The sequence below is a fragment of the Nocardiopsis endophytica genome, assembly GCF_027706725.1.
GTDB lineage: Bacteria > Actinomycetota > Actinomycetes > Streptosporangiales > Streptosporangiaceae > Nocardiopsis_A > Nocardiopsis_A endophytica.
Map to the genome: position 1 here is coordinate 1 of NZ_JAQFWQ010000076.1, position 25,349 is coordinate 25,349.

The 25,349-nt window shown below is 73.8% G+C and carries 21 protein-coding genes and 1 tRNA gene; 12 read left to right on the plus strand and 10 right to left on the minus strand.

Features of this window, described 5'->3' with window-relative positions; all coding sequences use genetic code 11:
• Positions 1–1,031: PQQ-binding-like beta-propeller repeat protein (locus O4J56_RS22135; protein ID WP_270688332.1), on the plus strand; the 1,031-nt coding region annotated here is incomplete at its 5' end.
• 119 nt (positions 1,032–1,150) lie between these two features.
• Here O4J56_RS22135 and O4J56_RS22140 read toward each other — a convergent pair.
• Positions 1,151–1,224, minus strand: a tRNA-Ile gene (locus O4J56_RS22140).
• Positions 1,225–1,571: 347 nt separating this feature from the next.
• On the opposite strand from O4J56_RS22140, the gene O4J56_RS22145 reads away from it, so the two are divergent.
• Positions 1,572–2,561: a malate dehydrogenase gene (locus O4J56_RS22145; RefSeq protein ID WP_270688334.1), complete on the plus strand. Its 990-nt coding sequence runs from the start codon at positions 1,572–1,574 to the stop codon at positions 2,559–2,561.
• 120 nt (positions 2,562–2,681) lie between these two features.
• Here the strand turns inward: O4J56_RS22145 and O4J56_RS22150 are convergent, their stop codons facing one another.
• On the minus strand, positions 2,682–3,290 hold the full coding sequence (locus tag O4J56_RS22150) for a TetR/AcrR family transcriptional regulator (protein ID WP_270688336.1): 609 nt from the start codon (positions 3,288–3,290) through the stop codon (positions 2,682–2,684).
• 208 nt (positions 3,291–3,498) lie between these two features.
• Here O4J56_RS22150 and O4J56_RS22155 point away from each other — a divergent pair, with 208 nt between their 5' ends.
• Together O4J56_RS22155 and O4J56_RS22160 are read left to right on the plus strand one after the other, a co-directional pair.
• Positions 3,499–4,932, plus strand: coding sequence for a carboxypeptidase regulatory-like domain-containing protein (locus O4J56_RS22155; protein ID WP_270688337.1), 1,434 nt, complete (start codon positions 3,499–3,501; stop codon positions 4,930–4,932).
• Between the two features lie 95 nt (positions 4,933–5,027).
• Entirely contained in the window at positions 5,028–7,547 is a 2,520-nt protein-coding gene (locus O4J56_RS22160; protein WP_270688338.1) for a DEAD/DEAH box helicase, read from the plus strand.
• A 168-nt stretch (positions 7,548–7,715) separates the two neighbouring features.
• Here O4J56_RS22160 and O4J56_RS22165 read toward each other — a convergent pair whose 3' ends face one another.
• A complete protein-coding gene (locus O4J56_RS22165; protein ID WP_270688340.1) occupies positions 7,716–8,060 on the minus strand; it encodes a YciI family protein in 345 nt (114 codons plus the stop codon).
• Between the two features lie 301 nt (positions 8,061–8,361).
• Between O4J56_RS22165 and O4J56_RS22170 the strand changes: the two genes are divergently transcribed.
• From O4J56_RS22170 to O4J56_RS22180, 3 genes are read left to right on the plus strand one after another with little or no spacing between them, the layout of a single operon-like run.
• A complete protein-coding gene (locus O4J56_RS22170) occupies positions 8,362–9,546 on the plus strand; it encodes an alkaline phosphatase family protein (RefSeq protein ID WP_270688341.1) in 1,185 nt (394 codons plus the stop codon).
• A 50-nt stretch (positions 9,547–9,596) separates the two neighbouring features.
• The gene (locus O4J56_RS22175; RefSeq protein ID WP_270688342.1) at positions 9,597–10,382 is read left to right on the plus strand and encodes a RibD family protein; all 786 of its coding nucleotides are present in this window, start codon (positions 9,597–9,599) and stop codon (positions 10,380–10,382) included.
• On the plus strand, positions 10,379–10,870 hold the full coding sequence (locus tag O4J56_RS22180; protein ID WP_270688343.1) for a deaminase: 492 nt from the start codon (positions 10,379–10,381) through the stop codon (positions 10,868–10,870). The genes O4J56_RS22175 and O4J56_RS22180 overlap by 4 nt, the downstream gene beginning before the upstream one ends.
• 433 nt (positions 10,871–11,303) lie before the next feature.
• On the opposite strand, the gene O4J56_RS22185 is transcribed toward O4J56_RS22180, so the two are convergent.
• Positions 11,304–12,203 (minus strand): helix-turn-helix domain-containing protein, encoded by a 900-nt coding sequence (locus O4J56_RS22185; protein WP_270688344.1) that lies wholly within the window; start codon positions 12,201–12,203, stop codon positions 11,304–11,306.
• A 189-nt stretch (positions 12,204–12,392) separates the two neighbouring features.
• Between O4J56_RS22185 and O4J56_RS22190 the strand changes: the two genes are divergently transcribed.
• The 5 genes from O4J56_RS22190 (at position 12,393) to O4J56_RS22210 (ending at position 18,113) form a co-directional block, all read left to right on the plus strand.
• Positions 12,393–12,662 (plus strand): hypothetical protein, encoded by a 270-nt coding sequence (locus O4J56_RS22190; protein WP_270688345.1) that lies wholly within the window; start codon positions 12,393–12,395, stop codon positions 12,660–12,662.
• Between the two features lie 346 nt (positions 12,663–13,008).
• Positions 13,009–14,496, plus strand: a complete 1,488-nt coding sequence (locus tag O4J56_RS22195; protein WP_270688346.1) for a glycoside hydrolase family 15 protein — start codon at positions 13,009–13,011, stop codon at positions 14,494–14,496.
• Between the two features lie 50 nt (positions 14,497–14,546).
• Positions 14,547–15,965, plus strand: a complete 1,419-nt coding sequence (locus tag O4J56_RS22200; protein WP_270688347.1) for an ABC transporter substrate-binding protein — start codon at positions 14,547–14,549, stop codon at positions 15,963–15,965.
• A gap of 232 nt (positions 15,966–16,197) precedes the next feature.
• Positions 16,198–17,193 carry a carbohydrate ABC transporter permease gene (locus O4J56_RS22205; RefSeq protein ID WP_270688349.1) on the plus strand — a complete coding sequence of 332 codons (996 nt, stop codon included), beginning with the start codon at positions 16,198–16,200 and terminating at the stop codon, positions 17,191–17,193.
• Positions 17,194–17,234: 41 nt separating this feature from the next.
• Complete coding sequence (locus O4J56_RS22210; protein ID WP_270688351.1) at positions 17,235–18,113, plus strand: carbohydrate ABC transporter permease; 879 nt, start codon at positions 17,235–17,237, stop codon at positions 18,111–18,113.
• 77 nt (positions 18,114–18,190) lie between these two features.
• Here O4J56_RS22210 and O4J56_RS22215 read toward each other — a convergent pair whose 3' ends face one another.
• The 6 genes from O4J56_RS22215 to O4J56_RS22240 all read right to left on the minus strand — a co-directional run bounded on the left by O4J56_RS22215 (position 18,191) and on the right by O4J56_RS22240 (position 25,342).
• Positions 18,191–19,651, minus strand: coding sequence for a benzaldehyde dehydrogenase (locus tag O4J56_RS22215; protein ID WP_270688353.1), 1,461 nt, complete (start codon positions 19,649–19,651; stop codon positions 18,191–18,193).
• A 106-nt stretch (positions 19,652–19,757) separates the two neighbouring features.
• On the minus strand, positions 19,758–21,806 hold the full coding sequence (locus O4J56_RS22220; RefSeq protein ID WP_270688356.1) for a thiamine pyrophosphate-dependent enzyme: 2,049 nt from the start codon (positions 21,804–21,806) through the stop codon (positions 19,758–19,760).
• Positions 21,803–22,726 (minus strand): ABC transporter ATP-binding protein, encoded by a 924-nt coding sequence (locus tag O4J56_RS22225; RefSeq protein ID WP_270688357.1) that lies wholly within the window; start codon positions 22,724–22,726, stop codon positions 21,803–21,805. Before O4J56_RS22225 ends, O4J56_RS22220 begins: the two co-directional genes overlap by 4 nt.
• 14 nt (positions 22,727–22,740) lie before the next feature.
• Positions 22,741–23,565: an ABC transporter permease gene (locus tag O4J56_RS22230; RefSeq protein WP_408639160.1), complete on the minus strand. Its 825-nt coding sequence runs from the start codon at positions 23,563–23,565 to the stop codon at positions 22,741–22,743.
• Positions 23,562–24,380 carry an ABC transporter permease gene (locus tag O4J56_RS22235; RefSeq protein ID WP_270688358.1) on the minus strand — a complete coding sequence of 273 codons (819 nt, stop codon included), beginning with the start codon at positions 24,378–24,380 and terminating at the stop codon, positions 23,562–23,564. Before O4J56_RS22235 ends, O4J56_RS22230 begins: the two co-directional genes overlap by 4 nt.
• Positions 24,377–25,342 (minus strand): ABC transporter substrate-binding protein, encoded by a 966-nt coding sequence (locus tag O4J56_RS22240; RefSeq protein ID WP_270688359.1) that lies wholly within the window; start codon positions 25,340–25,342, stop codon positions 24,377–24,379. Before O4J56_RS22240 ends, O4J56_RS22235 begins: the two co-directional genes overlap by 4 nt.
• Positions 25,343–25,349 lie beyond the last annotated feature (7 nt).

Consider the following 25,349-nt stretch of genomic DNA (forward strand, 5'->3'; position numbering starts at 1 on the left):
ACGACATCGTCCTCGCCGCCGAAAGGCTCCACGAAAACGACAACGCCGGGGCCGACGACGTCGTGTACGTCGTCGACCCCGGCTCCGCAGGGGCCGATTGGCAGCGCGTCGACATCTCATCGGGCTTCCACTCGGACCCGTTCCTCCGCGATGACGGCACGCGTGTTCTCGTGAAGCCCGACGTCGTCGGCAAAGACGTCATCGTCGACGCAGGGGACGGTTCCGTCACCTGGTCGGGGTACTTCATGGAGAAGGAGGGCGTGGGCGAGGTCCTGTCCGCTGAAACGGTCGCCATCGCGAATGATGTCGCGTACACCTTCCGGAGGGAGCGAAGCGGGGATCACTTCACCCGGCTCCTGCGATGGGACACGCGGACGGGCGACCTGATCGACGAGACCGAGCTCGCGGACGACCTTGACATCCCCACGAACGCGGCTCTCGTCGCAGCGAACTCCGAAGTGGTCCTCGCATCGACCGGAATCTGCACGGAGACCCCCTGCTCGTCCCCGGGAGGGCTCTGGGGCCTCGATCCCCGGACCGGCGAACCGCTCTGGAAACACACCGAAGAGTCCGAAGAGGCGTACTTCATCGCTCTCGAGGACGGCGGACACGGAGACACCGTCCTTACGCTGGGCCTGGACGGAGCACCGTTCGTGCTGGACCCGAAGACCGGTGAAGAGGTCGACACCGCCGTCGCCCCCCGCCATCTCCCCCATGTGTTCGGGGCCAGGCACACCGTCCGGGCCGGGTCGCGATTCCTGTGGTCCGACACGCGCCCCGACAGGCAGGAGCGGCTTTCGGCACCGCTCCAGGCGACGGGCCCCGGACTGTCGCACGAGGATGAGGAGGAGTTCCTCATCGATGTCGGACTGGGCACCCGGTACCTGACCTCCTATATGGAGGACGACAGGATCATGGGCGTCTTTCTCGCGTGCGCCCCCGACGGCCTGAAGGCGGTGGACCGAGACGACACCGACGCGACCGAGCAGTGCACCTCCCCGCGCCTGTTCGCGCTGGATTACGGCCTCTAGGCGTCCCGGCAGGCCCACACCGGCCTCGCCCGTGCCCCCTTGGGCCCCGCCCCGAAGCGCGAAACCCCAGCGCCATGGCACACAGCACCCATGGACTGGGGTTCCTCGATGCGCAGCCGTAGGGTGGGCGGGGCTCGAACCCGCGACCCAGGGATTATGAGTCCCCTGCTCTGACCAGCTGAGCTACCACCCCGCGTCCCCGTCGGACGTCCGCCCGACGGTTCCGGGGGCCTCAGGGCCTCCGCGCGCCGTCATCTTACAGGGCGTCGCTGCGCGACCGCAGCGACGGGGACCGCCGCACGGCCCGCCCCGCCGGGCCTTCGCGCCGACCTTGCCGAAGACGGCACGCTAGGCCAGGGGGACGACAGGCCGGGCGCGGTGCGGGGCGGGCGCGCGTACGGGGCGCGACCATGGGCAATAGGGTGGTCCCGCGCCCGCGGGTGCGCTTCGGCCGTTGGGGCCGGGGGCGGCCGGGCGGGGCGGCGGGCCGCGAGATAGCATCGCGGGTCGCACACACGTCACCAGGAGAAGAAGAAGGTCATGGCCCAAGTACCCGTCAATGTCACCGTCACCGGTGCCGCCGGCCAGATCGGCTACGCGCTGCTGTTCCGCATCGCCTCCGGGCAGCTGCTTGGTCCCGACACCCCGGTCAAGCTCCGCCTTCTGGAGATCCCGCAGGCCGTGAAGGCCGCCGAGGGCACCGCGATGGAGCTGGACGACTGCGCCTTCCCGCTGCTCAAGGGCATCGACATCTTCGACGACGCCACTCAGGCCTTCGACGGCGTCAACGTCGGCCTGCTCGTGGGCGCGCGTCCGCGCTCCAAGGGGATGGAGCGCGCCGACCTGCTCGAGGCCAACGGCGGGATCTTCAAGCCCCAGGGCGAGGCGATCAACGCCGGCGCCGCTGACGACGTGCGCGTGCTGGTGGTCGGCAACCCGGCCAACACCAACGCGCTCATCGCCCAGGCGCACGCCCCGGACGTCCCGGCCGAGCGGTTCACCGCCATGACGCGCCTGGACCACAACCGGGCCCTGACCCAGCTCGCCAGGAAGCTGGGCGTGGGGGTCACCGACATCAAGAAGATGACGATCTGGGGCAACCACTCGGCGACCCAGTACCCCGACATCTTCCACGCCGAAGTCAACGGCACCACCGGGGCCAAGGCGGTGGACGACGAGGCGTGGCTGCGCGACGACTTCATCCCGACGGTCGCCAAGCGCGGCGCGGCGATCATCGAGGCCCGCGGCGCCTCCTCGGCCGCCTCCGCCGCCAACGCCGCGATCGACCACGTCCACGACTGGGTCAACGGCACCCCCGAGGGCGACTGGACCTCGGCGGCCATCCCGTCGGACGGCTCCTACGGCGTCCCCGAGGGCATCATCTCCTCCTTCCCGGTCACCTCCCGCGGCGGCAAGTGGGAGATCGTCCAGGGGCTGGAGATCGACGCGTTCTCCCGCGAGCGCATCGACGCCTCCGTCCAGGAGCTGGTCGAGGAGCGCGAGGCGGTCCGCAAGCTGGGCCTGGTCTGACCCGGCCCGCTCACGGCGCCCGTTCTCAGGGCTCGAGGGCGCGTCCCCCAGAGGGGCGCGCCCTTTTCGCGTCTCCAGGGTTCACGCGGATGCACACGTCCGAACCCCGCCCCCTGCCTCTCACTCCGGCGGAGGCGTGAGGCCCCTCTCGATGCCGTCGAACGCCTCGGCCAGGACCTGGGAGATGTCCCGCTCCTCGGCCGACCCCTGCCACACGTTCACGGCGACGTGCACCGCCGTCACCGACACCGCCGCCACCAGGCGCACATAGGGGTCGTCCGCCCCGCGCCCGGTGCGCTCGCCCAGGCCGTCGCGCAGGGCCAGGTTCAGAGTGCGCGCCGCGACCATCCCCCGCTGGAGGACCTGCGGGTTCGCGCGCAGCAGCGCCGCCTCCTGGCGCCACGTGTCGCCCGCCACCGCCCGCGCGATGGACTGCTCGACGACCGCGCGCACCGCCTCCAGCGGCTCCTCCTCCGGCGGCCGCGCGCGCACGCGCCCCGCAACCTCCTCGTAGGTGTCGCGGGTGAAGGGCAGGAGGGTCTCCTCCTTGGAGTCGAAATAGTTGAAGAAGGTGCGGGGCGACACCCCGGCCTCGGCGCAGATCTCCTCGACGGTGACCGAGGCGGGGCTCCGCTCGGCGAAGAGCCGCACCGCCGCGGTGCGGAGCGCCTGCCGGGTCATCCGCTTCTTGCGCTCACGCAGTCCGGCGCCCTCGTCGGCCGTCGTCATCGTGCGCCCCGCGCCCCTCACCTCGTCGCTCCCGGATCCGCCGGGCACGACTGTACCGGCGCGGGGCGGAGGTGCGGGTCCACGGCGGTTCACAAATAATTACACTACTGCATTTTTGCAATACTGCACATTCACCTCTACCGTGGAGGTGTCCCCCCTTGTGCCTTCCGGCGCCCCTGTCCGCGACCCGTCCTGCCCGAGGTGACACGTGCCCAACGAGACCGCGACGTCGCCCGGCGGCGCCTCCCGCGCCCTGGAGACCGCCCGGACCCTGGCCAACGCCCTGTGGTTCCCCGTGCTCTTCGCCGCCGGCTTCATGTTCTGCTACCTGCTGCCCTTCCACAGCCCCGCCCCGCACGAGCTCCCGGTCGCGGTCCAGGGCGAAGAGGCGGCGGCCGCGGTCTCGGTCGCCCTGGAGGACGCCTCCCCCGGCGGCTTCGACGTCGTGCCCACCGACGACGCCGAGCAGGAGGTCCAGGACACCGACGCCGTGGCCGCCTACGACCCGGCCCACCACGAGCTGTACGTCGCAGGGTCGCTCGGCGCGGCCCTGGAGCAGACCGCGGTGTCGACCTTCACCCCGGTCGCCGCCCACGACGGCGCGGAATTGGAGGTCACCGACGCCGCGCCCACCGCCCCCGGCGACGGCATGGGGATGTCGCTCTTCTACCTCGTGCTCACATGGACGCTCACCGGCTACATCGCGGTGATCATGCTCTCCGCGCACGCCCCGCACCTGCGGCGGCGCGCCAAGGTCCTCACCGTCGCCGGGTTCGGCGCCTTCACCTCGGTGTTCTGCTACACCGTCGCCGACGTGCTGGACGCGATCCCGCACGACCTGTCCGTCATCCCCATCGCGTTCCTGCTCACCCAGGCCGTCTCCTGGACCTGCCTGGGCCTGGCGCCGTTCGTCACCAAGTGGCTGCCCGGCGTCGCGATGACCGTGTTCGTGCTCCTGAGCATGCCCTCCAGCGGCGGCGCGATCCCGCTGCCGATGGTCCCGGAGTTCTTCCAGAGCCTGCACCCCGTGCTGCCCATGGGGCGCGCCCTCGACGCCATCCGCGCGGTCCTGTACTTCGACGGCGCCGGGCTGTGGCCGGCGGTGGCCGTGCTCGGGGGCTGGCTCGTGCTGGGCGCCCTGCTGCTCGTGGCGGCCACCGTGCGCGAGCGCGCGCGGCGGCGCGCTCCCGGCGCGCACGCCGAGGGCGGGAGCCGCACCGCCCCCGAGCACGCCGACGACGCCGTCGGGGCTGGGCCCGGTGCCGACGCCGCGCCGTCCCTGATCGGCCGGGTCACCGACACCTCGGGGCGCCCCGTCGCCGGCGCCGTGGTCAGCGTCGTCGACCACGCGGGACGGCACGTCGCCGCCCTGGAGAGCGGAACCGACGGCGCCTACAGTGGCACGGGCCTGCCCGGCGACCGGCTGACCCTGCTCGCGTCGGCGCCCGGCCACTCGCCCCGGGTGGCGCGGGTGACGCTGGACCACGGCGGGCTCGTCCACCTGGACTTCGCGCTCTACCCGGACGACGCCGCGGTGCGGGCGCCCGAATCCGGCGTCTCGGAGGGCTTCCTGCCGGTGTCGGGCCGACGGGTGCCGCACGGCCGCCGTGTGCGCGAGATGAACGGCGGCGCGACCGGCTGACCGCGGGGGCGGGCGGTCCGGCCGCCCGCCCCCGTGTCGGCGCTCGTCCACAGGTACGAGTCCCTTGAAGAAGGCAGTGCCGCGGAGAAGGCAGTATGGAGAGCGTGAGTCTCCTTGAACAACTTCCGGCCCGGCCCGAACCCGACACCGTCTTCGAGGCGTTCGCCTCCTGGGCCGAGGAGCGTGGCCTCACCCTCTACCCGCACCAGGAGGAGGCCCTGATCGAGGCCGTCTCCGGCAGCAATGTCGTCCTGAACACCCCCACCGGATCGGGCAAGAGCCTGGTCGCCGCCGGGGCGCTGTTCGCGGCGCTGTCGCGGGACGAGTGCGCCTTCTACACCGCGCCGATCAAGGCCCTGGTGTCGGAGAAGTTCTTCGACCTGTGCGCGATCTTCGGCACCGACAACGTCGGGATGATGACCGGCGACGCCAGCGTGAACGCCGACGCGCCCATCGTGTGCTGCACGGCCGAGGTGCTGGCCAACATCGCCCTGCGGGACGGGGCCGATGCCGATATCGGCACCGTGGTCATGGACGAGTTCCACTTCTACGCCGAGCCCGACCGCGGCTGGGCCTGGCAGGTGCCGCTGCTGGAGCTGCCTCAGGCCCAGTTCCTGCTCATGTCGGCCACGCTGGGCGACGTCAGCCGGTTCGAGGAGGACCTGACGCGGCGCACCGGCCGGTCGACCGCCGTCGTCACCTCGGCGGAGCGGCCCGTGCCGCTGTACTACTCCTACAGCAAGACGCCCCTGCACGAGACGCTGGAGGGGCTGCTGGAGGGCCGCGAGGCCCCCATCTACATCGTGCACTTCACCCAGGCCCAGGCGGTGGAGCGCGCGCAGTCGCTGACCAGCATCAACATGTGCACGCGGGCCGAGAAGGACGCGATCGCCAAGGAGATCGGCAACTTCCGCTTCACCACCAAGTTCGGCAAGAACCTGTCGCGGTACGTGCGGCACGGCATCGGCGTGCACCACGCGGGGATGCTGCCCAAGTACCGGCGGCTGGTGGAGCGGCTGGCCCAGGCCGGTCTGCTCAAGGTCATCTGCGGCACCGACACCCTGGGCGTGGGCGTCAACGTGCCCATCCGCACGGTGCTGTTCACCGCGCTGAGCAAGTACGACGGGACCAAGGTGCGCCGCCTCAGCGCGCGCGAGTTCCACCAGATCGCCGGCCGCGCGGGCCGTGCGGGCTTCGACACGGTCGGCAACGTGGTCGCGCAGGCCCCCGAGCACGTCATCGAGAACGAGAAGGCGCTGGCCAAGGCGGGGGACGACCCGAAGAAACGGCGCAAGGTGGTGCGCAAGAAGGCGCCCGAGGGGTTCGTCGGGTGGGACCAGTCCACCTTCGAGAAGCTCATCGCCGCCTCGCCCGAACCGCTGAAGTCCCGGTTCAAGGTCAGCAACGCGATGCTGCTGAGCGTGATCGCCCGGCCGGGCGACTGCTTCGCGGCCATGCGGCACCTGCTCACCGACAACCACGACGACCGGCCGTTCCAGCGCAAGCACATCCGCGAGGCGATCGCGATCTACCGGTCGCTCATCGACGGCGGGATCGTCGAGAAGCTGGAGGAGCCCGACGGCGACGGGCGCACCGCGCGCCTGACGGTGGACCTCCAGCCGGACTTCGCGCTCAACCAGCCGCTGTCCACGTTCGCGCTGGCCGCGCTCGAACTCCTCGACCGCGCCTCGCCCACCTACCCGCTCGACGTGCTGACCGTGGTCGAGGCCACCCTGGACGACCCGCGCCAGATCCTCGGCGCGCAGCTCAACAAGGCGCGCGGGGAGGCCGTGGCCCAGATGAAGGCCGACGGCGTCGAGTACGAGGAGCGGATGGAGCGGCTGGAGGAGATCGAGTACCCCAAGCCGCTTGAGGAGCTGCTCGACCACGCCTACGAGGTGTACCGGCGGGGGCACCCGTGGGTGGGCGACCACCCGCTGCGTCCCAAGTCGGTGGCCCGCGACCTGTACGAGCGGGCCATGACCTTCACCGAGTACGTGTCCTTCTACGAGCTGGCGCGCTCGGAGGGGCTGGTGCTGCGCTACCTGGCCAACGCCTACAAGGCGGTGAGCCAGACGGTCCCCGAGGACGCCAAGACCGAGGAGCTGCACGACCTCATCGAGTGGCTGGGCGAGCTGGTGCGCCAGGTCGACTCCAGCCTGCTGGACGAGTGGGAGCAGCTCACCAACCCGGAGGAGGACGAGGAGCCGCAGGCCGCCCAGGAGGAGCGGCAGCGCCCCGTCACCGCGAACGCGCGGGCGTTCCGGGTGCTGGTGCGCAACGAGATGTTCCGCAGGGTGGAGCTGTCGGCGCTGCGGCGCTACGACGAGCTGGGCCGCCTGGACGGCGAGGACGGCTGGGACGCCGAGGAGTGGGAGGAGGCCCTGGAGGAGTACTTCTCCGAGCACGACACCATCGGCACGGGCCCCGACGCGCGCGGCCCGAAGATGCTGTCCATCGAGGAGGACGGGGAGCACGCGGTGTGGCGGGTGCGCCAGGCCTTCGAGGACCCGGAGGGCGACCTCGACTGGGGCATCTCGGCCGAGGTCGACCTCACCGCCTCCGACGAGGAGGGCCGCGCCGTGCTGCACGTGACGGACGTCGGCCGCATGTGACCGCGATCCCGGCTCGGTCCGGGACCGACCGGTTCGCAGGCCCCTCGGGTCGGCGTCCCGAGGAGCCTGCGCATTCGGCGCCGGTCAGGGGCGGCCACGACCACCGGAGGCCGCATCACTCCGGCGGGCGCGCTGCGGCGGGGGCAGCCACGGCGGGGGCGCCGGGGGTCACCCGGCCATGACCGGCCGGACCTCGATGGTCTCGGGCGTGGGCCAGGTGCGGGCGATCTCCACGGCCTCGTCGCGGCCGGCGGTCTCGACCAGGATGTAGCCGCCGAGGGTCTCGTCCCCCGGGACGGCGGAGCCCTCGGTCGCGGCCCGGGCCCCGTCGGCGCCGGCGCGGACGGTGACGGGCGCCGTCTCCTCGGTCTCGAAGGCGTCCCCGCCGACGAGCCGGCCGGTGGCGGCGGTCTCCCCCATCCAGGCCTCGATGGCCTTGCGGTGCGCCGCGCGGTCCCGCTCGATGGACCGGCGGGAGGCGGTGTTCTCCAGGATGACGAGGGCGAACTTCACGCATTCTCCTTCTGTGTTCGACCGGCTCGGGGCCGGGGCGGCCCCTCTGCGGCCGGAACACCCTCCCAAACGGGTCTGACGATTCCGGTCCCGGCGGGGATACGATCGCCGCGTCCGCGTTCCGACTCCTGCCCCGAGGGGGTCCGCCGTGGCCGGTCACCGTGTCGCACCACCCGCCCGTGCCGGTGCCCCGGCCGGCGCGTACCGGACCGCCTCGGAACGGGACGCCGCGGACACCCGCCCCTCCGCCGCCCCCGCGCCCGAGCGCTCCGCCGGACCCGGGCGGCCCTCTGGCCCGGTCGTGCTCATCGACTGGGACGGCGTGGACCCCGCCTACCTGGAGGAGGACCTGGACAGCTGCGCTCCCGTGCTCGCCGGGCTGATGTGGAGCGGGGCGCACGCGGTGATGGAGTGCACCTACAAGTCGGTCTCCAACCCTAACCGGGCGAGCGCCGCGACCGGTGCCCGCCCCGAGGTGCACCGCAACACCGCCTACGTGCTCGACCCGGCCACGGGGAAGGCCCGGGGGCAGACCCGGGCGATGCGGGCCGAGACCCTGGCCGAGGCGCTGCGGCGGCAGGGCCGGACGGTGCTGTCGGCCGGGTGGTACATCGTGGAGGACCGCGGCACCGCCTATGGCGACCCCGAGGGCCTGTACAGCCAGGGCAGGACGTGGGAGGAGAACGTCGACGCGGTGGTGGCGGCCCTGCGCGGCGAGCCGGTCGACTCGGGCGGGACTCCGGTGCGGCTGCCGCGGGTGCCCGACCTGATCGCGGCGTACTCGGCCGACCTCGACACCATCGGGCACCGGGAGGGCCCCGGTTCGCCGCGCATCCGCGAGCGCCTGACCGGACTCGACGCGGGTCTGGGCCGGATCGTCTCGGAGGTGCGCCGAGCGGGCCTGCTGGGACGGACCGCCTTCGTCCTCGTGTCCGACCACGGCATGACCGGCTACACCCGCTCCCTGGAGCCCGCCGTGTTCGGGGCGGTCGCCGCGGCGGGCCTCTCGGTCGAACGCCTGTACTCGGGGCAGGCGCCCGACCCGGCGACGGAGGTCGTCCTGACGGCGAGCCCCCGCGCGGCCAATGCCTACCTGCGGGGCGCCGCGGCTTCGCCCGAGGGGCGTGCCCGCCTGCTGCGGGCCCTGCACGGCCTCGACGAGCTGGAGGCGGTGCTCACCCGCGAGGACCTCGACGCCCTCGGCGCGGCGCCGGAAGAGGGCGACCTGGCCCTCGACGCGCGGCCGCCGTTCGCCTTCGTGGACCCGGACGCGGTGGGCGGCGCGGAGCGCGGCGGCCACGCGAGCCTGCGCGAGGCGCGCGCGCCGCTGACCCTGTCGGGCGCGGGGGTGCGGGCGCGCGCCCGGCTGCGGGAGCCGGGGATCATCGACGTCGCGCCGACGCTCTGCCGCCTGCTGGGCGCGGACCCGCCGGCGGGGGCGCAGGGGAGGGTTCTGGACGAGGCGCTGGTCCCGCGCCGGGTGTGACGGGTACAGCGGGCGGTGCGGCGCGGCGCCGGGACGCTAACCTGTCCGCCATGGACCGTCCCTACACCATCCTGAGCTGCGCGGTCTCGCTCGACGGGTACATCGACGACGCGAGCCCCGACCGCCTCCGGCTTTCCAACGACGAGGACTTCGATGAGGTCGACGCCCTCCGCGCCGAGTGCGACGCGATCCTCGTCGGCGCGGGGACGGTCCGCAAGGACAACCCGCGCCTGCTGGTGCGCTCCCCCGCCCGCCGCGAGCGGCGCCTCGCCGAGGGGCGCACGGGCGACCTGGTCAAGGCGGTGCTGTGCGAGAGCGGGAAGCTCGACCCGGGGGCGCGGTTCTTCGTCACCGGCGACGCCGGCAAGGTCGTCTACACGGGCGCGAGCGCGTACCCGGCCGCCGAGCAGCGCTTCCTGGACTCGCCGGGGACCTCGGTCGTGGACGCGGGGGACCCGCCGGCGCTGGAGGTGGTCCTGGCCGACCTGGCGCGGCGGGGCGTGAAGAGGCTGCTGGTCGAGGGCGGGACCCACGTGCACACGCTGTTCCTGACCAGCGGGGTGGCCGACGAGCTGCGCCTGGCCGTGGCACCGTTCTTCGTCGGGGACGCGACGGCCCCGAGGTTCACGGGGCCGGGGGTCTTCCCCGACGGGCCGGGGAGCCCGATGCGCCTGGAGGACGTCCGGCGGCTGGGGGAGATCGCGGTGATGCGGTACAGGTCCGTGCGGGCCGGGGACCCCGGCGAGGCCGCCTCCGCCGGGACCGACGCGCAAGGGCTCGAAACCGGCACGGACGGCGGGGCGTTCGACGCCGCCGCCCACGGGACGGACCGATGACCGGCCGACCGGAGACCGGACCGCCCGCGACCGCCGACGACCGCGACCGTGCGCTCCTGCACCGCGCCATCGAGCTGTCCCGCCTGTGCCCGCCGTCGACGACCGCGTTCTCCGTCGGGTGCGTGATCGCCGACCGGAACCGGGAGGTGATCGCGGAGGGGTACTCGCGCCGGGACGACCCGCACGACCACGCGGAGGAGACGGCGCTCAGGGAATTGGCCCCCGGCGACGCACGGTTGGCGGGCGCCACGCTGTACAGCTCCCTGGAGCCCTGCGGAAGGCGCGCATCCCGCCCGTCCCCGTGCGCGGACCTGATCCTGGGGACACCGATCCCGCGCATCGTCTACGCATGGAGCGAGCCGACCCTGTTCGTCGAGGCGACGGGAGCGAAGCGCCTGGCCGATTCCGGCCGCATCCTCATCCATGTCGCAGACTTGGCGAGCGAGGCGAGGGTCGCCAATGCGCACCTTGTGAAATTTCCCGAGTGACGGCTTGTTACCTGGTCAGCAAGCTTCCCAGATGCGATTCCGCGCGGAATCAGGAAAATGCGGGGCCCTCACCGCTCCCCCTTGTGGGCGGCCGAGCACGGGAGGACCCAGCGGCAGCCTCGGTCCGCCCAGGCCCGCTTCAGGGCATGTCCTGGACCACGGCACCGATCACCCGAGGTAATGCGGTCCCTCCTCGGGTACACCATCGGTGAGAGCCCTCCACTACCCCGCGTTGACCGGGGCACGCCCCTGAGCGATCGAAGTTCCCTAGAGAACGTTCGGAGGTGCCGATGCACGAAGACGACTGATCGCATCGAACGGGCGCCGCACAGGGTCCGCAGCGTCTCGCCCTCGGAGTGTGACTGTAGTCGCCCCCGGAGGCCGTCCGACAACACCTTTGTCGCCGGTCACTCCTCCTCCATTTTTCCTCTTTCTAGCCCCTCGTCCAGCGCCAGGCGATCCCGCAGTGCTCATCGTCGAGATCGAAGAAGTCCTGGAAGTACAGGCCGCTTCCGTCACCGGAGATGAACCGTTCCTCCACCGGCACCCCGTACTCGACATCCAACGCCGAGTCCTCACGGAACCACCACACGGCCTGGGGCAGTCGTCGCCCGCTGAATTGCACGCGGAGCGAGTACCTGTGGGTTCGCGTGGACGTATGGTAGCGAACCTTGGGCATCGCCGGCGCATGCGACGCCACCTTGACCCGCATCGAGAAGGCAAAGGGCCCGCTGTCCGGCCCTAAGACTCGATCGAGCCGGAAGACGGAGGTCACAGCACCGGTGGGTGATTCTTCTGAACGGACCTTCCGGCACCCCGCTCCGGCCTGCACGGTGAGGACCCCTTCATTGGGGTCCGTCGGATAGGTGAACCTCGCGGCGGCAAGGAAGACCTGCGGAGCGACGGCCGTTATCGTCCGGATGGTCACGACTTCCTCTATTTCACCGCGATCACCGATCCTGTACGTCGTCTCAACCTCTTCCGTGCGATACGTTTCCCGGATGTGACTAAATGGAGATTCGACTGTCACCGATTCCGGGGAGGCTTCCTTTGCAAGGCCGTTCGAGCGCTGCCGCCGTCGGGCACTTCCCGCGTCCACGGCACGCCGATAGGCCATCATTACGCGCCTGCGGTCACAGCCGAACCTGTTCACGTAAACAAGGATGAATTGTCGGGACGGCATCACCCTACCGTTCTCGACATTCGACACGTGGCCGGATGAGAACCCCTCCACCTGGCGTGTCGTCGCCCCGGCCGCAGTGCGGGCGGCCCGCAGGAGCTCTCCCAGGATTCCCAGCTCGGGGGTGTTCGGCTCGTGGGCGGATCCGGCCATGGAGGGCTCCCTTCCGGGTGACCGTTCCTGCTTGCTTGCCTGCTTCCCGTGCTTGCTCGCGCGGATTCTGTGTATCGGCAAGCATTCCCTCCATGTGCTCCCCTGATGGTGGCCGGACGGTCCGGGATGGCCGAAGGCGGCCACCCCGGGCGGCGGTCCGGCGGGTCGGTCAAGGGAGGAGGACGGTCCATGGCCGTTCTGTTCACCGCCCTCGCCTGCTTCATCGCGGGGGCGATCACCGGATGGGTCCTCACGTCGAACCACGCCACCTGGTCGATGGACCGCATCGTCGCCCGCCAGCAGCGCGAGATCCACTACCTGCGCGAGCTCCTGGTCGAATCCGAGACGGCGGCGCGCAGGGCCGCCGCCGACGCCGCCCGCCACGTCCGGGACCGGCAGGGCCCAGCCCGTAGCCCGTCCCGACGGGACGCAGACAAGGATGTCGACGGCGTCCACTGAGGAGGACACCTGCCCGGTCGGCCGTCCGGCCCGGACGGCCGCAGCCCTCGCGGGCTTCCCCACCGGGGCCCAGCCCCGGTGGGTGAGTGAGCGCTGCCGGACGGCGCGCCCCCGCCCTGCTTTCTCCCGGACCGTGATCCGGGCTTCGGAGCCCCCTTTTCCAAAGCGTTTCACAGCGTTCTGTTCCCCTTCGTCCCGACCGGTCACCGGCGCAACACGGCCGGGACGGTCGGGTCTGGTCAGACGGCCCCGGAATGGGGACGATCGGCGTGCAGGGTGAACGCCCCCTCCCGCACTCCGGTCCGTTCAGGCGGGAGGCGGGCGGTACGGCGAGTGAGGTGGTCCCATGGCCTTGGAGAACGGTGCCCCGGACACGGACGCGCCGCTGGGGACCCGGGGCACCGCCTGGTCCCCCGAGACCCGGCTGTACACCGACGGGGTCGCCGAGGGCGCCGACGGCTCCCCGCTCGCGCTGCCGCCGCACTCGCACCGGCTGCGCGTGCCCGGAACCGCCCTGCTCGACCCGCGCTGGCCGCTGCACGGCGCCGCACCGGCCGACCCGGCCTCCGTGGCCGCCCGCCGTGCCGAACTCACCTCCGCCCGGATCCCCGGACAGTCGTCGCGCTGGTGCGACATGGCGCGCACCGCCCTCATCGACATCCGGGCGCTGTTCTTCCCCAACGGCGCGATGGTGGCCGCCGCCAGCCCCCACTGGCGGTATGTGTGGCCCCGTGACGCCTCCTACTGCGCCGTGGCGCTGGCCCTGTGCGGGCTGCACGCCGAAGCGGCCCGCGTGCTGGCGTACCTGGAGCGCGTCCTGCCCCGGTCCGGCCCTTGGCAGGCGCGGTACCTGCCCGACGGCTCCGGGGACGTGCCCGATGACCGGGGCGTCCAGCTCGACGGCGCCGGGTGGGTGCTGTGGGCGGCCTGGGTCCTGGAGAGGCTGGGCGGTGATCCCGGCCCACCGTCACCCCGCGCCGCCGTCCCGACGCCCGGCGATGCGCAGACGGGTCCCCTCGTCGGGCGCGACGGCCTCGCGTCCTTCCCGGACGCGGCCACGGATTCTCTCCCCCTCCACCCGGTGCACATGGGCGGCGAACACGGCAACGGGGCGGCGAGGGAGCCGACGACCGCCGCCCCTGCCACCGACCTCGCCGCCGTCGAACGCCTCGTTCCGCGCGCCCTGGCCGTCATCGAGGAGTCCCTCGACCCGCGCACCCGCCTCCCGCGCCCCTCCCCCGACTACTGGGAGAAGCGCACCGGCGAGCTCACCCTCGGCACCGCCGCACCGCTGGCCCTCGGTGCCAGGGCGGCGGCCGCACTGACCGGGGACCCAACGGCCGTCGACCTCGCCGAAGGGCTGCAGGCGGCCGTCGAGGCCCGATTCGCCCCGCACGATTACCCCCGCGCCGTCCCCGAGGCGCCCGGAGGCCCGACCGGCCGGGACGCCTCCGTCGCCTTCCTGCTCCCGCCCTTCGCCCCCGGCCGCCCCGGCCCACACGCCGCGTGGCTGCGCACGCTCGACGCGCTGCGGGTGTCCAACGGCGGTGTCCGCCCCGGCGAGGACTGGCCCGACCCGGTCACCGCCTGGACCCCGCAGGTGTCCCTGTTCGCGATGTCCGCCTCCTGCCTGGGTGAGCGCGCCGTCGCCGCGCGCCTGCTCGACTGGCTGGACGCCCGCCGCACCCGCCTGGGCGCCCTGCCGGAGAAGGTCACCGCCGCCGGGCGCCCTGCCGCCGTGGCCCCGCTCGCCCTCACCGGGGCGTGCGTGCTGGCCGCCCTCGCCGCGCTCGAGGGCCGCCCGCCGCCCGTCCCGCCGATCCCGCCCCACTGACCCGGCCGCGCCACCGCGCCACGGCCGGCCGCCGCCTCACGGAGGTGCCGATGCCCGAGCCGCGCCCCCACCCCTTCCGCCGCCTCATCCGTCACACCGCCCGCCGCCCGTCCCGCGCCGCCGGCGCCTTCGGTGCGGCCCTGCTGCTCCCCCTCGCCGCCTGCCAGGCCCCCGAGGACGACGGCGCCCTCGTGTTCTGGACCCCGCACGTGACCCCCGACCGCCTCGCCCAGCAGGAGGCCACCGCCGCCGCGTTCACCGAGGAGACCGGCATCGAGGTGGACGTGGTGCCGATGTCCGCCGAGGACCAGAACCAGAGCATCGCGGTCGGCGCCGCCTCCGGCGACGTGCCCGACGTGGTGCTGCTCGCCCCCGACCAGGCCGCCTCCTGGACCGCCCAGGGCGTGCTCGACACCGGGACCGCGCTCGAGGTCGTCCAGGAGCTCGGTCCCGACACCTTCAGCCGCAACGCCCTGCGCATGGTCACCTTCGAGGGCGACACCGCCGCCGTGCCCAGCGACGGCTGGGGCCAGGTGCTCGTGTACCGGGCCGACCTGTTCGAGCAGGCCGGGCTCGACCCGCCCGCGACGCTGGAGGACGTCGCCGACGCCGCCGAGGAGCTCGACGGGGACGGCAGGGCCGGGATCGTGCTCGGAACCGCCCCGGGCGACCCGTTCACCACGCAGACCATCGAGGCGCTGCTGCTGGCCGGCGGCTGCGAGCTGGTGGACGAGGCGGGCGAGGTCGCCCTGGGGGCGCCCGAGTGCGTGGACGCCCTGGACGCCTACGCCCGCATGGCCGGGGCGTCGGTCCCCGGCGACCAGGACGTGGAGACCACCCGCGCCGCCTACCTCGCCGGGGAGGCGGCGATGCTGTTCTGGGGCTCGCACATCTACGACGAGCTGGCCGGGCTGGCCCCCGACTTCCCTCCGACGTGCCCGGAGTGCTCCGACGACCCGGAGTTCCTCGCGGAGAACTCCGGGACGGTGGGCGCCCTGACCGCCCCCGACGGGTCGCCCGTGCAGTACGGGGTCACCCTCAACCTGGGCGTGCCGGTCGGCGCGGACACCGCGGACGCGCGGGCGTTCGTCGAGTACCTGATGGGGCCCGGCTACGTGGACTCGCTGGAGGTCTCGCCCGAGGGGCGGGTCCCCGTGCGGCCCGGCACGCCCGACGACCCGCAGGTGTACGCCGACGCGTGGTCGGAGTTGCCGACCGGGGAGGACGACGACGCCCGGGCCCCGCTGTCGGAGTTCTACGGCGAGGCGGTGATCGGGGACATCGTCGAGGGCGCGCAGTCCTTCCGCAGGTGGGGTTACGGCACCGAGCACGCGGCGTTCGCGGGCCCACTGGCCGCCGAGAACACTCTCGCCGGGGAGATCGGGCCGCTCTTCGAGGGCGAGGACCCGGCGGTCGTCGCCGCGTCCATGGCCGACGCCGCCCGCGCGGTCCAGGCCGACACGGAGTGACGCTTTCCCGCTGCCCGGCGGCGGCTTCCAGCGGTCGCCCGCCGGGCCTCCCGCTCCCCCGACGACCGCCCGACCGGGAGGCCCCGTTGAGAACCCACACTGTACGCACGAGCGGAGGCGGCCGACCAGGCCCTCCGAAGGCCGGTCGCCGCTCTCGCCTCCTCTCCTGCCCGGCCGCAGGCGGACCGGCTCCCCGACCCCGGGGGCGGGGTATCGGAGCAGGAGGGGCCTGGTGACCGGGCCGCCAGAGGGCCCAGACGGCCGCACGCCGACCGCCGCCCCCGGCCCCGGCCGCGTGTACCACCGCCGGGGTCTGACCCGGCGGGCCCGTGAGGAGCTGCACGGGCGGCTGTTGGTCGCTCCCACCCTGCTGGTGGTGGGCGCGGTGGTGCTGCTGCCGTTCGCCGCCGTGCTCGTGCTGTCGGTGCAGGAGCTGCGGCTGATCGAGATCGGCGCGCTGGGCCCGGCCGACCTCGGGGTGTCCCTGGCCAACTTCGCCGACGTGCTCACCGCCTCCGGGTTCTGGGCGGCGGTGCGCACCACCCTCGTGTACGCGACCGCGACCACGGTGGGCTCGCTGGCCGCCGGGCTCGCCCTGGCCCTGGCCCTGCGCCGCCCGTTCCGGGGCCGGGGCCTGATGCGGGGCCTGGCGCTCGTGCCGTACGTGCTGCCGGTGGTCGCGGCGGCCACGATCACCGAGATGCTGCTCGACCCGCAGTACGGGGCGGTGAACGAGGCGGGCCGCCGGTTCCTCGGCTGGGAGGCGCCGGTCGACTTCCTGACCGAGCACCGCATCGACGTGGCCGGGCTGCCGGTCCCGGTGGCACTGAGCGTGGTCGTCGCGTTCGAGGTGTGGAAGTCGTTCCCGCTGGCGTTCCTGTTCCTGACGGCGCGCCTGCAGGCGGTGCCCCGCGACGTGGAGGAGGCGGCGGTTGTGGACGGCGCCTCGCCGCTGCAGGTGTTCCGGCACGTGCTGCTGCCGCAGCTCGCCGGAGTGCTGGGGGTGCTGGCGCTGCTCCGGTTCATCTGGTCGTTCCAGAACTTCAACGACGTGTACCTGCTGACCGGCGGCGCGGGCGGCACCGAGGTGGTGGCCGTGCGGGTGTACCGCGAACTGGTGACCGGCGCGGACGTGGGGTCGGCGGCGGCGCTGGGCGTGCTGATGACGGCCGCCCTCGCGGTGCCCCTGCTGCTCTACCTGCGCCTGGTGCGGAAGGGGCGGCTGTGATGCCCCCCGCCGCCCCGGAGGAAGGACGGGGGAGGACGCCCATGACGGTCCGGCGCCGGTGGGACCGGCACGCCGTGGAGCGGCGCGTCCTCGCGGTCGCGCGCGTCGTCGTGATCGCCCTGGCGGCCATCGCCGCCGCCGGTCCCCTCCTCTACGGGATCGTGCTGTCCGTGCGCCCCTTCGCCGCGTTCGTCGCGGACCCGCTGGCGCTGCCCTCCCTCTCGGAGATCGACTTCGGGCCCTACGCGACCGCCCTGCGCTCCGAGGACGACGGCGGCTTCGGCCTCGCCCGGTTCATGCGCAACTCCGCGGCGGTCGCCGCCTGGACGACGGTGCTCGCCGTGGCCTGCAGCGTCCTGGGCGCCTACGCCGCCGTCCGGCTGCGCTTCTTCGGCCGCGACACCGTCAACGGCTTCTTCCTCGCCGTCTACCTCTTCCCCGGCATCGTGCTGGCCGTCCCGCTGTTCGTGCTGTTCAGCCGGGTCGGCCTGACCGGGACCCTCACGGGGCTGGTGCTGATCTACATGGCCCAGACGGTGCCGGTGGCGCTGTACATGCTGCGCGGCTACTTCCAGGCGGTCCCGGCCGGGGTGGAGGAGGCCGCCGAGGTGGACGGCTGCAACCGGCTGCAGGTGATCGTGCGGGTGGTGCTGCCCATGGCGCTTCCGGGGATCACCGCCACCGCGCTGTACGTGTTCATGATCGCCTGGAACGAGTTCCTGTTCGCCCTGCTGTTCCTGGTCGGCGACCGGGAGCGGTGGACGGTGTCGCTGGGCATCGCGCGCCTGGGCGACTTCGCCGTGCCCGCGCCGGTGCTCATGGCCGGGTCGATCGCGATCACCGTGCCGGTGGTGGCCGGGTTCCTGGTGGCCCAGCGGCTCCTGGTGTCCGGCCTGACCGCGGGCGCCGAGAAGGGGTGAGCGCCCCGGGCCCCGGCCCCGGAGGACCGGGGCCGGGGCGGGACCGGGCCCGAGGGGGTGGGCCCGAGGGGGCGGGTTCAGAAGGGGTAGCGCTCGATGTCCGCCTGCATGGTGACCCACTGGGTCTCCGTGAACGCCTCCACGTTCGCCGCGGTCCCGCCGAACCTCGACCCCGTCCCCGAGGCCCCCACCCCGCCGAAGGGCGCGGTCGCCTCGTCGTCCACGGTCTGGTCGTTGACGTGCACCAGCCCCGCCGGGATCCGCTCGGCCAGCTCCATGCCGCGCATCGGGTTGCCCGTCAGCACCCCCAGCGACAGCCCGTACTCCCCCTCCGACGCCAGCGCGACCGCCTCGTCCTCGGTGTCGAACGCGATGACCGGCGCCACCGGACCGAACACCTCCTCGGCGTAGGCGGGCACCTCCGGGTCCACCCGGTCGAGCACCGTCGGCCGGTAGAACAGCCCGTCGAAGGAGCCCCCGGCGCGCAGCCGCGCCCCCGCCTCCACGCTCCGGGTCACCAGGCCGTGTACCCGGTCCCGCTGGCCCTCGTCGATGAGCGGCCCGAGCGCGGCCGGGTCGCCGGCCGGGTCGCCCACTGCCAGCGCGTCGGCCTTGGCCGCCAGCCGCTCGGCGTACTCCTCGGCGATGGAGGAGTGCACGATGTGCCGACCGGTGGTCATGCAGATCTGCCCCTGGTGCAGGAACGCGCCCCACGCCCCGGCGGAGGCCGCCGCCTCGACGTCGGCGTCTCCCAGCACCACCAGCGGCGAGTTGCCGCCCAGCTCCAGGTGGACCCGCTTGAGGTGGCGCCCCGCGGCCTCGCCGACCCGGCGCCCGGCCGCGGTCGAGCCGGTGAAGGACACCACGCGCACCCGCGGCTCGGCCACCAGCCGCTCACCCGCCCCGGCGCCGCCGGGCAGCACGTGCAGCACCCCTTCCGGGAGCCCCGCGCGGCGGAACACCTCGGCGACCACCGCCCCGCCGCACACGGCCGTGCGCGGGTCGGGCTTGAGCACCACGGCGTTGCCGAGCGCCAGGGCCGGGGCGACCGACCGCATGGCCAGGATGAGCGGGAAGTTGAAGGGCGAGATCACCCCGACCACGCCGGCGGGCACCCGGCGGGAGAAACTGAGCCGGGGCTTGGCCGTCCGCAGCACCTCCCCCGCGGGCTGGGAGGCCAGCGCCGCCGACTCATAGGCCTCGGTGACCGCCAGGTGCGCCTCGAATCCGGCCTTGCCCTGGGCCGATCCCGCCTCGCGGACCAGCCACCCGGCGACCTCGTCGGCGTGCTCCTCGAAGAGCGCACCGGCGCGCCGGAGGACGGCGGCGCGCTCCTCGAAGGACGAGGCGGCCCACCCGCGCTGCGCGCCGGCGGCGCGGGCCGCCGCCTCCGTGACGTCGTCGGCGTCGGCCATGCCGATGCGGGCCAGCTCCTCCCCGGTGGCCGGGGAGGTCACGGCGGCGTCGCCGCCGCGCGGCTTCGTCCAGTCTCCGGTGAACACACGGCCGCCGAAGACGGCCGGGTCGAGCAGGGACATGCGGTGCTCCTGGAGGTCGGGGCCTCTGCGGGCCGGGTGGGGTGCGGTGGTCGGGCGGTGGGATCTGGCGGCGGGGTCGGAAGGCGGGGTCGGGCGGGCCGCCCGGTCAGGGGCGGAAGTCGGGGTCGGGGGCCACGGCGACGTCGAGGACGACGGGTTCGGTGCGCTCGCGCAGTCCGGGCAGGATCTCGTCGAGCGCGGCCTCGACCTCGTCGGCGGTGGCGGCGGTGCGGGCGGGGCAGCCGAGGCCGCGGGCCAGCGCGGCGACCGACACCTGTGCGAAGTCGGGCCAGGGCGCCTTGCCGCCGTGGCGTTCGGCGAGGCGGTCCATGACGGCGTAGCGGCCGTTGGCCAGCACGATGAACAGGACTCCGGCCCCGTAGCGGGCCGCGCTCCACAGGGCCTGCACCTGGTAGAGGGAGGAGCCGTCGCCGACGACCGCCACGACCGGGCGGTCCGGGGCGGCCATGCGCACCCCCGTGGCGGCCGGGAGGGCGAATCCGAGTCCGCCCATGGCGGCGGAAAGGAACCCCATCGGCCGCCGGACGGGGACGATGCGGTGCAGGTCGGGGCGGCTGGAGGGGGTCTCTTCAACGAGGACGGTGTCCGGGTCCATCCGCGCGGCGAGCGCGGCCAGGACCTGGGCCGGGCGGAGGGGGACGGCCGCACCGCCGGTGCCGGGCGTGCCGGATGGGCCGGGCGCGACGGAGGGTGCGCGTTCACTAGTGGCGTCCGGTCCCTGTCCATCGCGGTCCGCGCGGGTGCCGCGGTCTGCGCCAGGGCGGCCCGGGCTCCCGGGGGCCTCATCGGGGCCGGTGGGTTCCTGGGGCGGCCGAAGGCCGCTCGGCGATGCCCCGTCGCGCCCGCCGGGTTCTCCGGTTCCGATCGGTCCAGCGGGATCACCGTGGTCCGGGGTTAGGGGTCGTCCCGTCCCCGGCGGCCCGACCCGTGCCCCGTCGTTCGCCGGGCCGCCTGCGCCCGCCCGTTCGACGCGGCCATCGCCGCCGAACGCCGCGGCACCCGAGCGGAGACCGTCGGCGTGCGTGCCCTCCGTGTGCATGCCCTCAGCGTCTTTCGCGTCCGTCGGGTCCGTCGCACAGGCGGCCTCGAGGCGTGCGGCGCCCCCGGCTCCCCTCCCCGGGCGCGGCGGGACCCCGGCGGCCAGGAGCCTCAGTGCCGGTCCGATCGGCGCCACCACCGCCACCTCGGCAGGGGCGCGGTGCGCTTCCGCGGGGTCGTCCGTCAGCAGCGCCACGCGCGTCCCCTCCGGCACCAGCGGCCCCTCCGCGTAGGGGTACTGGCGGAACACCGGCGCGCCCACCGCGAGCACGGCGTCGCACCCGTCGAGCCGTCCACGCAGCCCGGCCCGGTCGGCGGGCAGCACCCCCGCGTACAGGGGGTGGTCCTGCGGGAACCCCGCACGCGCCCCGAAGCTCTCCTGGAACACCGGGGCCCCGATGCGTTCGGCCAGCGCCCGCAGCGCCTCCCACCCCTCCTCCGAGTCCGTCCCGGCGCCCGTGACCAGGGCGGGTGCCGACGCGTCGGCCAGCAGGGCGGCGAGCGGCTCCACGTCGGCCGCCTCGGCGGTGGCCGACCGCACCACGCGGGCGGGCGCCGCGTCGGGGTGGTCCGCCCCGCCCGCCGGTGCGGACCAGTCGCCCTGCGGGACGACCACGATGGCCGGCCCCCGCCCGTGCTCGGCTTCGAAACGCGCCCGCGCGATCGCCCCGGGGACCTCCTGCGGGACCGCCGGTTCACACGTCCAGACCGGGTACTCCCCCGCCAGCCCGCGCAGGTGCCCGGTCAGGAACGGCTCCAGGGCCAGGGGGCGGCGGTCCTGCTGGCCCACGAGCACCACCAGCGGCGCGCGGTTGACGCGCGCCGTGGCCCGGGCGCCGACGGCGTTGCCCAGCCCGGCGGTGGTGTGCAGCTGCACGAGGGCGGCGCGTCCCCGCGCGATGGCCCATCCGGTGGCCATGCCGACCACCGATCCCTCGTGCAGGGCCAGGACGAAGCGCAGGTCGTCGGGGAGGTCGGCAAGGAAGGCGACCTCGGTGGAGCCGGGGTTGGCGAAGACCGTGGTCAGACCGTGGGCGCGCAGCACGGCGACGGCGGCGTCCCGGACGGTCTCCCCGGCGGCTCCCGGTGCGCTCACCGCCGGCCCCCGGTCGCGGTGGGCGCCCGGTCGGGCCCATCGGCTCCGCCCTCGCCGTCCGCGCCCTCCGCGTCACCCGCGCCGCCCCCGCCGTCCGCGCCGCTCCCTTCTGCCCCTCCGGTACCGGTCGCACCGGTGCCGGAGGGGCCTCCGCCTCCGTTCTTGGCGTTCTGGATCTCCCGGTACACGTGGGCCCGCAGTTCGGCGAAGCGCGGCGCCGAGCGGGTCGTGAGCTGGTCCCGCTCGTCCGGCAGGTCCACGCTCACGTCGTCCTGCACCACGGTCGGGGAGGCCGACAGCACGATCACCCTCTGCCCCAGGTACACGGCCTCGTCGATGTCGTGCGTGACGAACAGGACGGTCATGGAGAACCGCTGCCACAGCCCCCGGATCAGGTCCTCCAGGTCGGCGCGGGTCTGCGCGTCGACGGCGGCGAAGGGCTCGTCCATCAGCAGCACCCGCGGCTCGTAGGCGATGGCCCGGGCGATGGCCACGCGCTGCTGCATCCCGCCGGACAGCTCCCACGGGTGCTGGGAACCGGCGTGGCCGAGGCCGACGGCCTCCAGCGCCCCGTCCACCAGCTCGCGGCGGCGGGGCTTGGGCAGCCGCTTCTCCTTGAGGGGCAGTTCGACGTTGCCGCGAACGGTCAGCCAGGGGAACAGGCTGCGCCCGTACTCCTGGAACACCACGGCCATGTCCGGCGGCGGCCCGGTGACCGGGCGCCCGTCGAGCGCGACGCTGCCCGCCGTGGGGCGCATCAGCCCGGAGACGCATTTGAGCAGGGTCGTCTTTCCGCAGCCGGAGGGGCCGACCAGGCAGGCCAGTTCGCCCTCGCCGAGGCGGAAGGTCAGGTCGCGCACGGCCTCCACCTCGCGGCCCCGGCCGCTGTAGGTCTTGCGCAGCCCGTCGACGTCGAGCATGGGGGTCCTTCCTTTCAGTCCCCGCGGGAGGCGGCGCGCAGCCCGCGGTGCCAGGCCAGGGCGTGCCGCTCGGCACGGGCGAAGACGGCCGAGAGCACCACCCCCAGCAGGCCCAGCAGCACGATGCCGCTCCACATCTCGGGGATGGCGAAGCTCCGCTGGAACTGGACCACGGCGTAGCCCAGCCCGCTGGAGCTGGCGAACATCTCGCTGATGACCATAAGGATGATCGCGATGGACAGGGCCTGGCGCAGGCCGGCCATGATCTGGGGGCTCGCTGAGCGCAGCACCAGCACACCGAGGCGGCGCCGGCCCCGGATGCCGTAGACCCGGCAGGTGTCGGCCAGGACGGGGTCGACGGCGCGCACCCCCTCCACCGTGTTGAGCAGCACCGGCCACACGCACCCGGACACGATGACGGCCGTGCGCATCGAGGCGTCCAGGCCGACCAGCAGCATCAGCAGCGGCACCAGCACCGGCGGCGGCACGGCGCGCAGGAACTCCAGCACGGGTTCGGCGGCGGCGCGCAGCCGGGTCGACATCCCGAGCGGGACGCCCACCCCGATGCCGAGGACGGCGGCCAGGGCGTAGCCGGTCAGCAGCAGGCCGACGCTGGGCAGCACGTCGGTGAGGAAGCGCTCGGAGACCCACACCTCGGTGAAGGTGGCGGCGATGGTCCCGGGGTCGGTGAGGAAGAAGCTGCCGGAGGATACGGCCGCCCACCACCACAAGGCGATGAGCAGGGCCGGGAGCCCCAGCATCCGGGCGGCGGCCGCCGCGCCCCTGCGCGCGGTCGCGGACACGGTCGCGGTCGTGTTCGCGGTCTCGTTCGCGCTCATACGGCCGCCTCCCCTCGGACGGAGGTGTGCCAGCGCAGCACTCGGCGCTCCACGGCGCGGACCCCCGTGTTGACCGCGACGCCCAGCAGCCCGGTGGCCACGATCAGGGCGTACACGAGCGGGGCGGCGCCGCTGGACTGGGCGACGGAGATCTCCTGGCCCAGGCCGGGGGTGCCGATGGTGAGCTGGGCGGTGATGGTGAGGATGAGCGCCACCGCCGCCCCCAGCCGCACGCCGGTGAGCAGGTAGGGCAGGGCGGTGGGCCACACCAGGTGGCGCAGCCGGGCCCACCGGCCCAGCCCGTAGGCGCGGGCGGTCTGCTCGGCCACGGGGTCGATGTCGGCGACCCCGTAGAGGACCTGGATGTAGATCTGCCAGAAGGAGGCGTAGACGACCAGCAGCAGTGTGGAGCGCAGGTCGGTGCCGTACATCAGGATCGCCAGCGGGATGAGCGCGACCGAGGGGATGGGGCGCAGGAACTCGACGGTGGAGGCGGTGGCGGCGCGCAGCGCGGGGACCGAGCCGATGGCGAACCCCAGGGCGACGGCGGCGGCGAAGGCGATGGCCAGGCCCAGCGCCCAGGCGGAGACGGTGGCGCCGACGGCGCTCCAGAAGGCGGCGGTCGCCGACCGCTCGGCGAGGGTGGCCAGCACCTCGGAGGCGGGCGGGAGGTAGTCCGCGGACACGGCGGGGGTGTGCGGGACCACCTCCCACAGCAGCAGGAAGACGGCGGCGCCCGCGGTCCCCAGGAGGGCGTCGCGCCCGGGGAGGGGGCGGCGCGGGGACGCGGCGGCGGTGGCGGGGGCGGCGGTCATGCGGTGTCCGCGAACAGGGCGTCGACGTCGGGGGCCTCGTCCACGAGGCCGTCCTCCTCCATGAGGTCGGCGATGGTCTGGACGGACTCGCGGTCGGTCTCGGGCGGGAACTGCGGCAGCCGGATCTCCTCGATGAGGGTCGGATCGATCTCGGTGTACTCGCCGACGATGCGCCGCACCTCCTCGGGGTTGGCAGCGGCGTAGGCCAGGGCCTCCTCCATGGCGGAGGCGAAGTCGGCGGCCAGCTCCGGATCCTCGGCCAGGAGCCGCTCGGAGGTGAAGTAGACGGCGATGGTCAGCTTCGGGTGGGCGTCGACGAAGTTCGAGGCGATCTCGGTGGCGCCCCCCTCCAGGGCGGTGGTGAGGAAGGGCTCGACCACCCAGGCGGCGTCGATCTCCTCCTTCTCCAGGGCGGGCGGCATGTCGGGGAGGGCCAGCTCCATGAATTCGACCTGGGACGGGTCGCCGCCGGCTTTCCGGACCGAGTTGCGCACGGTGGTGTCGCCGATGTTCTCCAGGTTGTTCACGGCGACGGTGGCGCCCTCCAGGTCCTCGGCGGATTCGATGGGACTGCCCTCGGGGACGACGACGGCGCCGAAGTCGGCGCCCTGCTCGCCGGTGGTGGCCACGCCGTTGGCGACGACCTTCATGGGCAGCCCGGCGTCGCGGGCCACCAGCAGGGAGGTGACGTTGCCGAAGGCGAAGTCGAAGTCGCCGCTGGCCACACCGGGCACGGCCTGGGCGCCGCCGCTGGTGTTGCGGATCTCGACCTCGATTCCGTGGTCGGCGAAGATCCCCTGGTCGACGGCGAGGTGCAGGGGGGCGATGTCGACGATGGGGATCGCTCCGACCGTGATCGAGCGGGGGCCGTCCCCGCCGCCGTCGTCGCCGTCGCCGCAGGCGCTCAGGGCCAGGATCAGCACGGCCGCGGACGCGGCGGCCGGAAGGAGTCTGTGACGCATCGGCTCT

Excerpts from the sequence above, each read along its gene's own strand:
- O4J56_RS22235 (WP_270688358.1), bottom strand. The coding sequence starts at position 24,380 with ATGACCGCCGCCCCCGCCACCGCCGCCGCGTCCCCGCGCCGCCCCCTC.
- O4J56_RS22200 (WP_270688347.1), top strand. The coding sequence starts at position 14,547 with ATGCCCGAGCCGCGCCCCCACCCCTTCCGCCGCCTCATCCGTCACACC.
- O4J56_RS22160 (WP_270688338.1), top strand. The coding sequence starts at position 5,028 with ATGGAGAGCGTGAGTCTCCTTGAACAACTTCCGGCCCGGCCCGAACCC.
- O4J56_RS22175 (WP_270688342.1), top strand. The coding sequence starts at position 9,597 with ATGGACCGTCCCTACACCATCCTGAGCTGCGCGGTCTCGCTCGACGGG.
- O4J56_RS22190 (WP_270688345.1), top strand. The coding sequence starts at position 12,393 with ATGGCCGTTCTGTTCACCGCCCTCGCCTGCTTCATCGCGGGGGCGATC.
- O4J56_RS22225 (WP_270688357.1), bottom strand. The coding sequence starts at position 22,726 with ATGCTCGACGTCGACGGGCTGCGCAAGACCTACAGCGGCCGGGGCCGC.
- O4J56_RS22180 (WP_270688343.1), top strand. The coding sequence starts at position 10,379 with ATGACCGGCCGACCGGAGACCGGACCGCCCGCGACCGCCGACGACCGC.
- O4J56_RS22230 (WP_408639160.1), bottom strand. The coding sequence starts at position 23,565 with ATGAGCGCGAACGAGACCGCGAACACGACCGCGACCGTGTCCGCGACC.
- O4J56_RS22195 (WP_270688346.1), top strand. The coding sequence starts at position 13,009 with ATGGCCTTGGAGAACGGTGCCCCGGACACGGACGCGCCGCTGGGGACC.
- O4J56_RS22150 (WP_270688336.1), bottom strand. The coding sequence starts at position 3,290 with ATGACGACGGCCGACGAGGGCGCCGGACTGCGTGAGCGCAAGAAGCGG.
- O4J56_RS22210 (WP_270688351.1), top strand. The coding sequence starts at position 17,235 with ATGACGGTCCGGCGCCGGTGGGACCGGCACGCCGTGGAGCGGCGCGTC.
- O4J56_RS22215 (WP_270688353.1), bottom strand. The coding sequence starts at position 19,651 with ATGTCCCTGCTCGACCCGGCCGTCTTCGGCGGCCGTGTGTTCACCGGA.
- O4J56_RS22185 (WP_270688344.1), bottom strand. The coding sequence starts at position 12,203 with ATGGCCGGATCCGCCCACGAGCCGAACACCCCCGAGCTGGGAATCCTG.
- O4J56_RS22145 (WP_270688334.1), top strand. The coding sequence starts at position 1,572 with ATGGCCCAAGTACCCGTCAATGTCACCGTCACCGGTGCCGCCGGCCAG.
- O4J56_RS22240 (WP_270688359.1), bottom strand. The coding sequence starts at position 25,342 with ATGCGTCACAGACTCCTTCCGGCCGCCGCGTCCGCGGCCGTGCTGATC.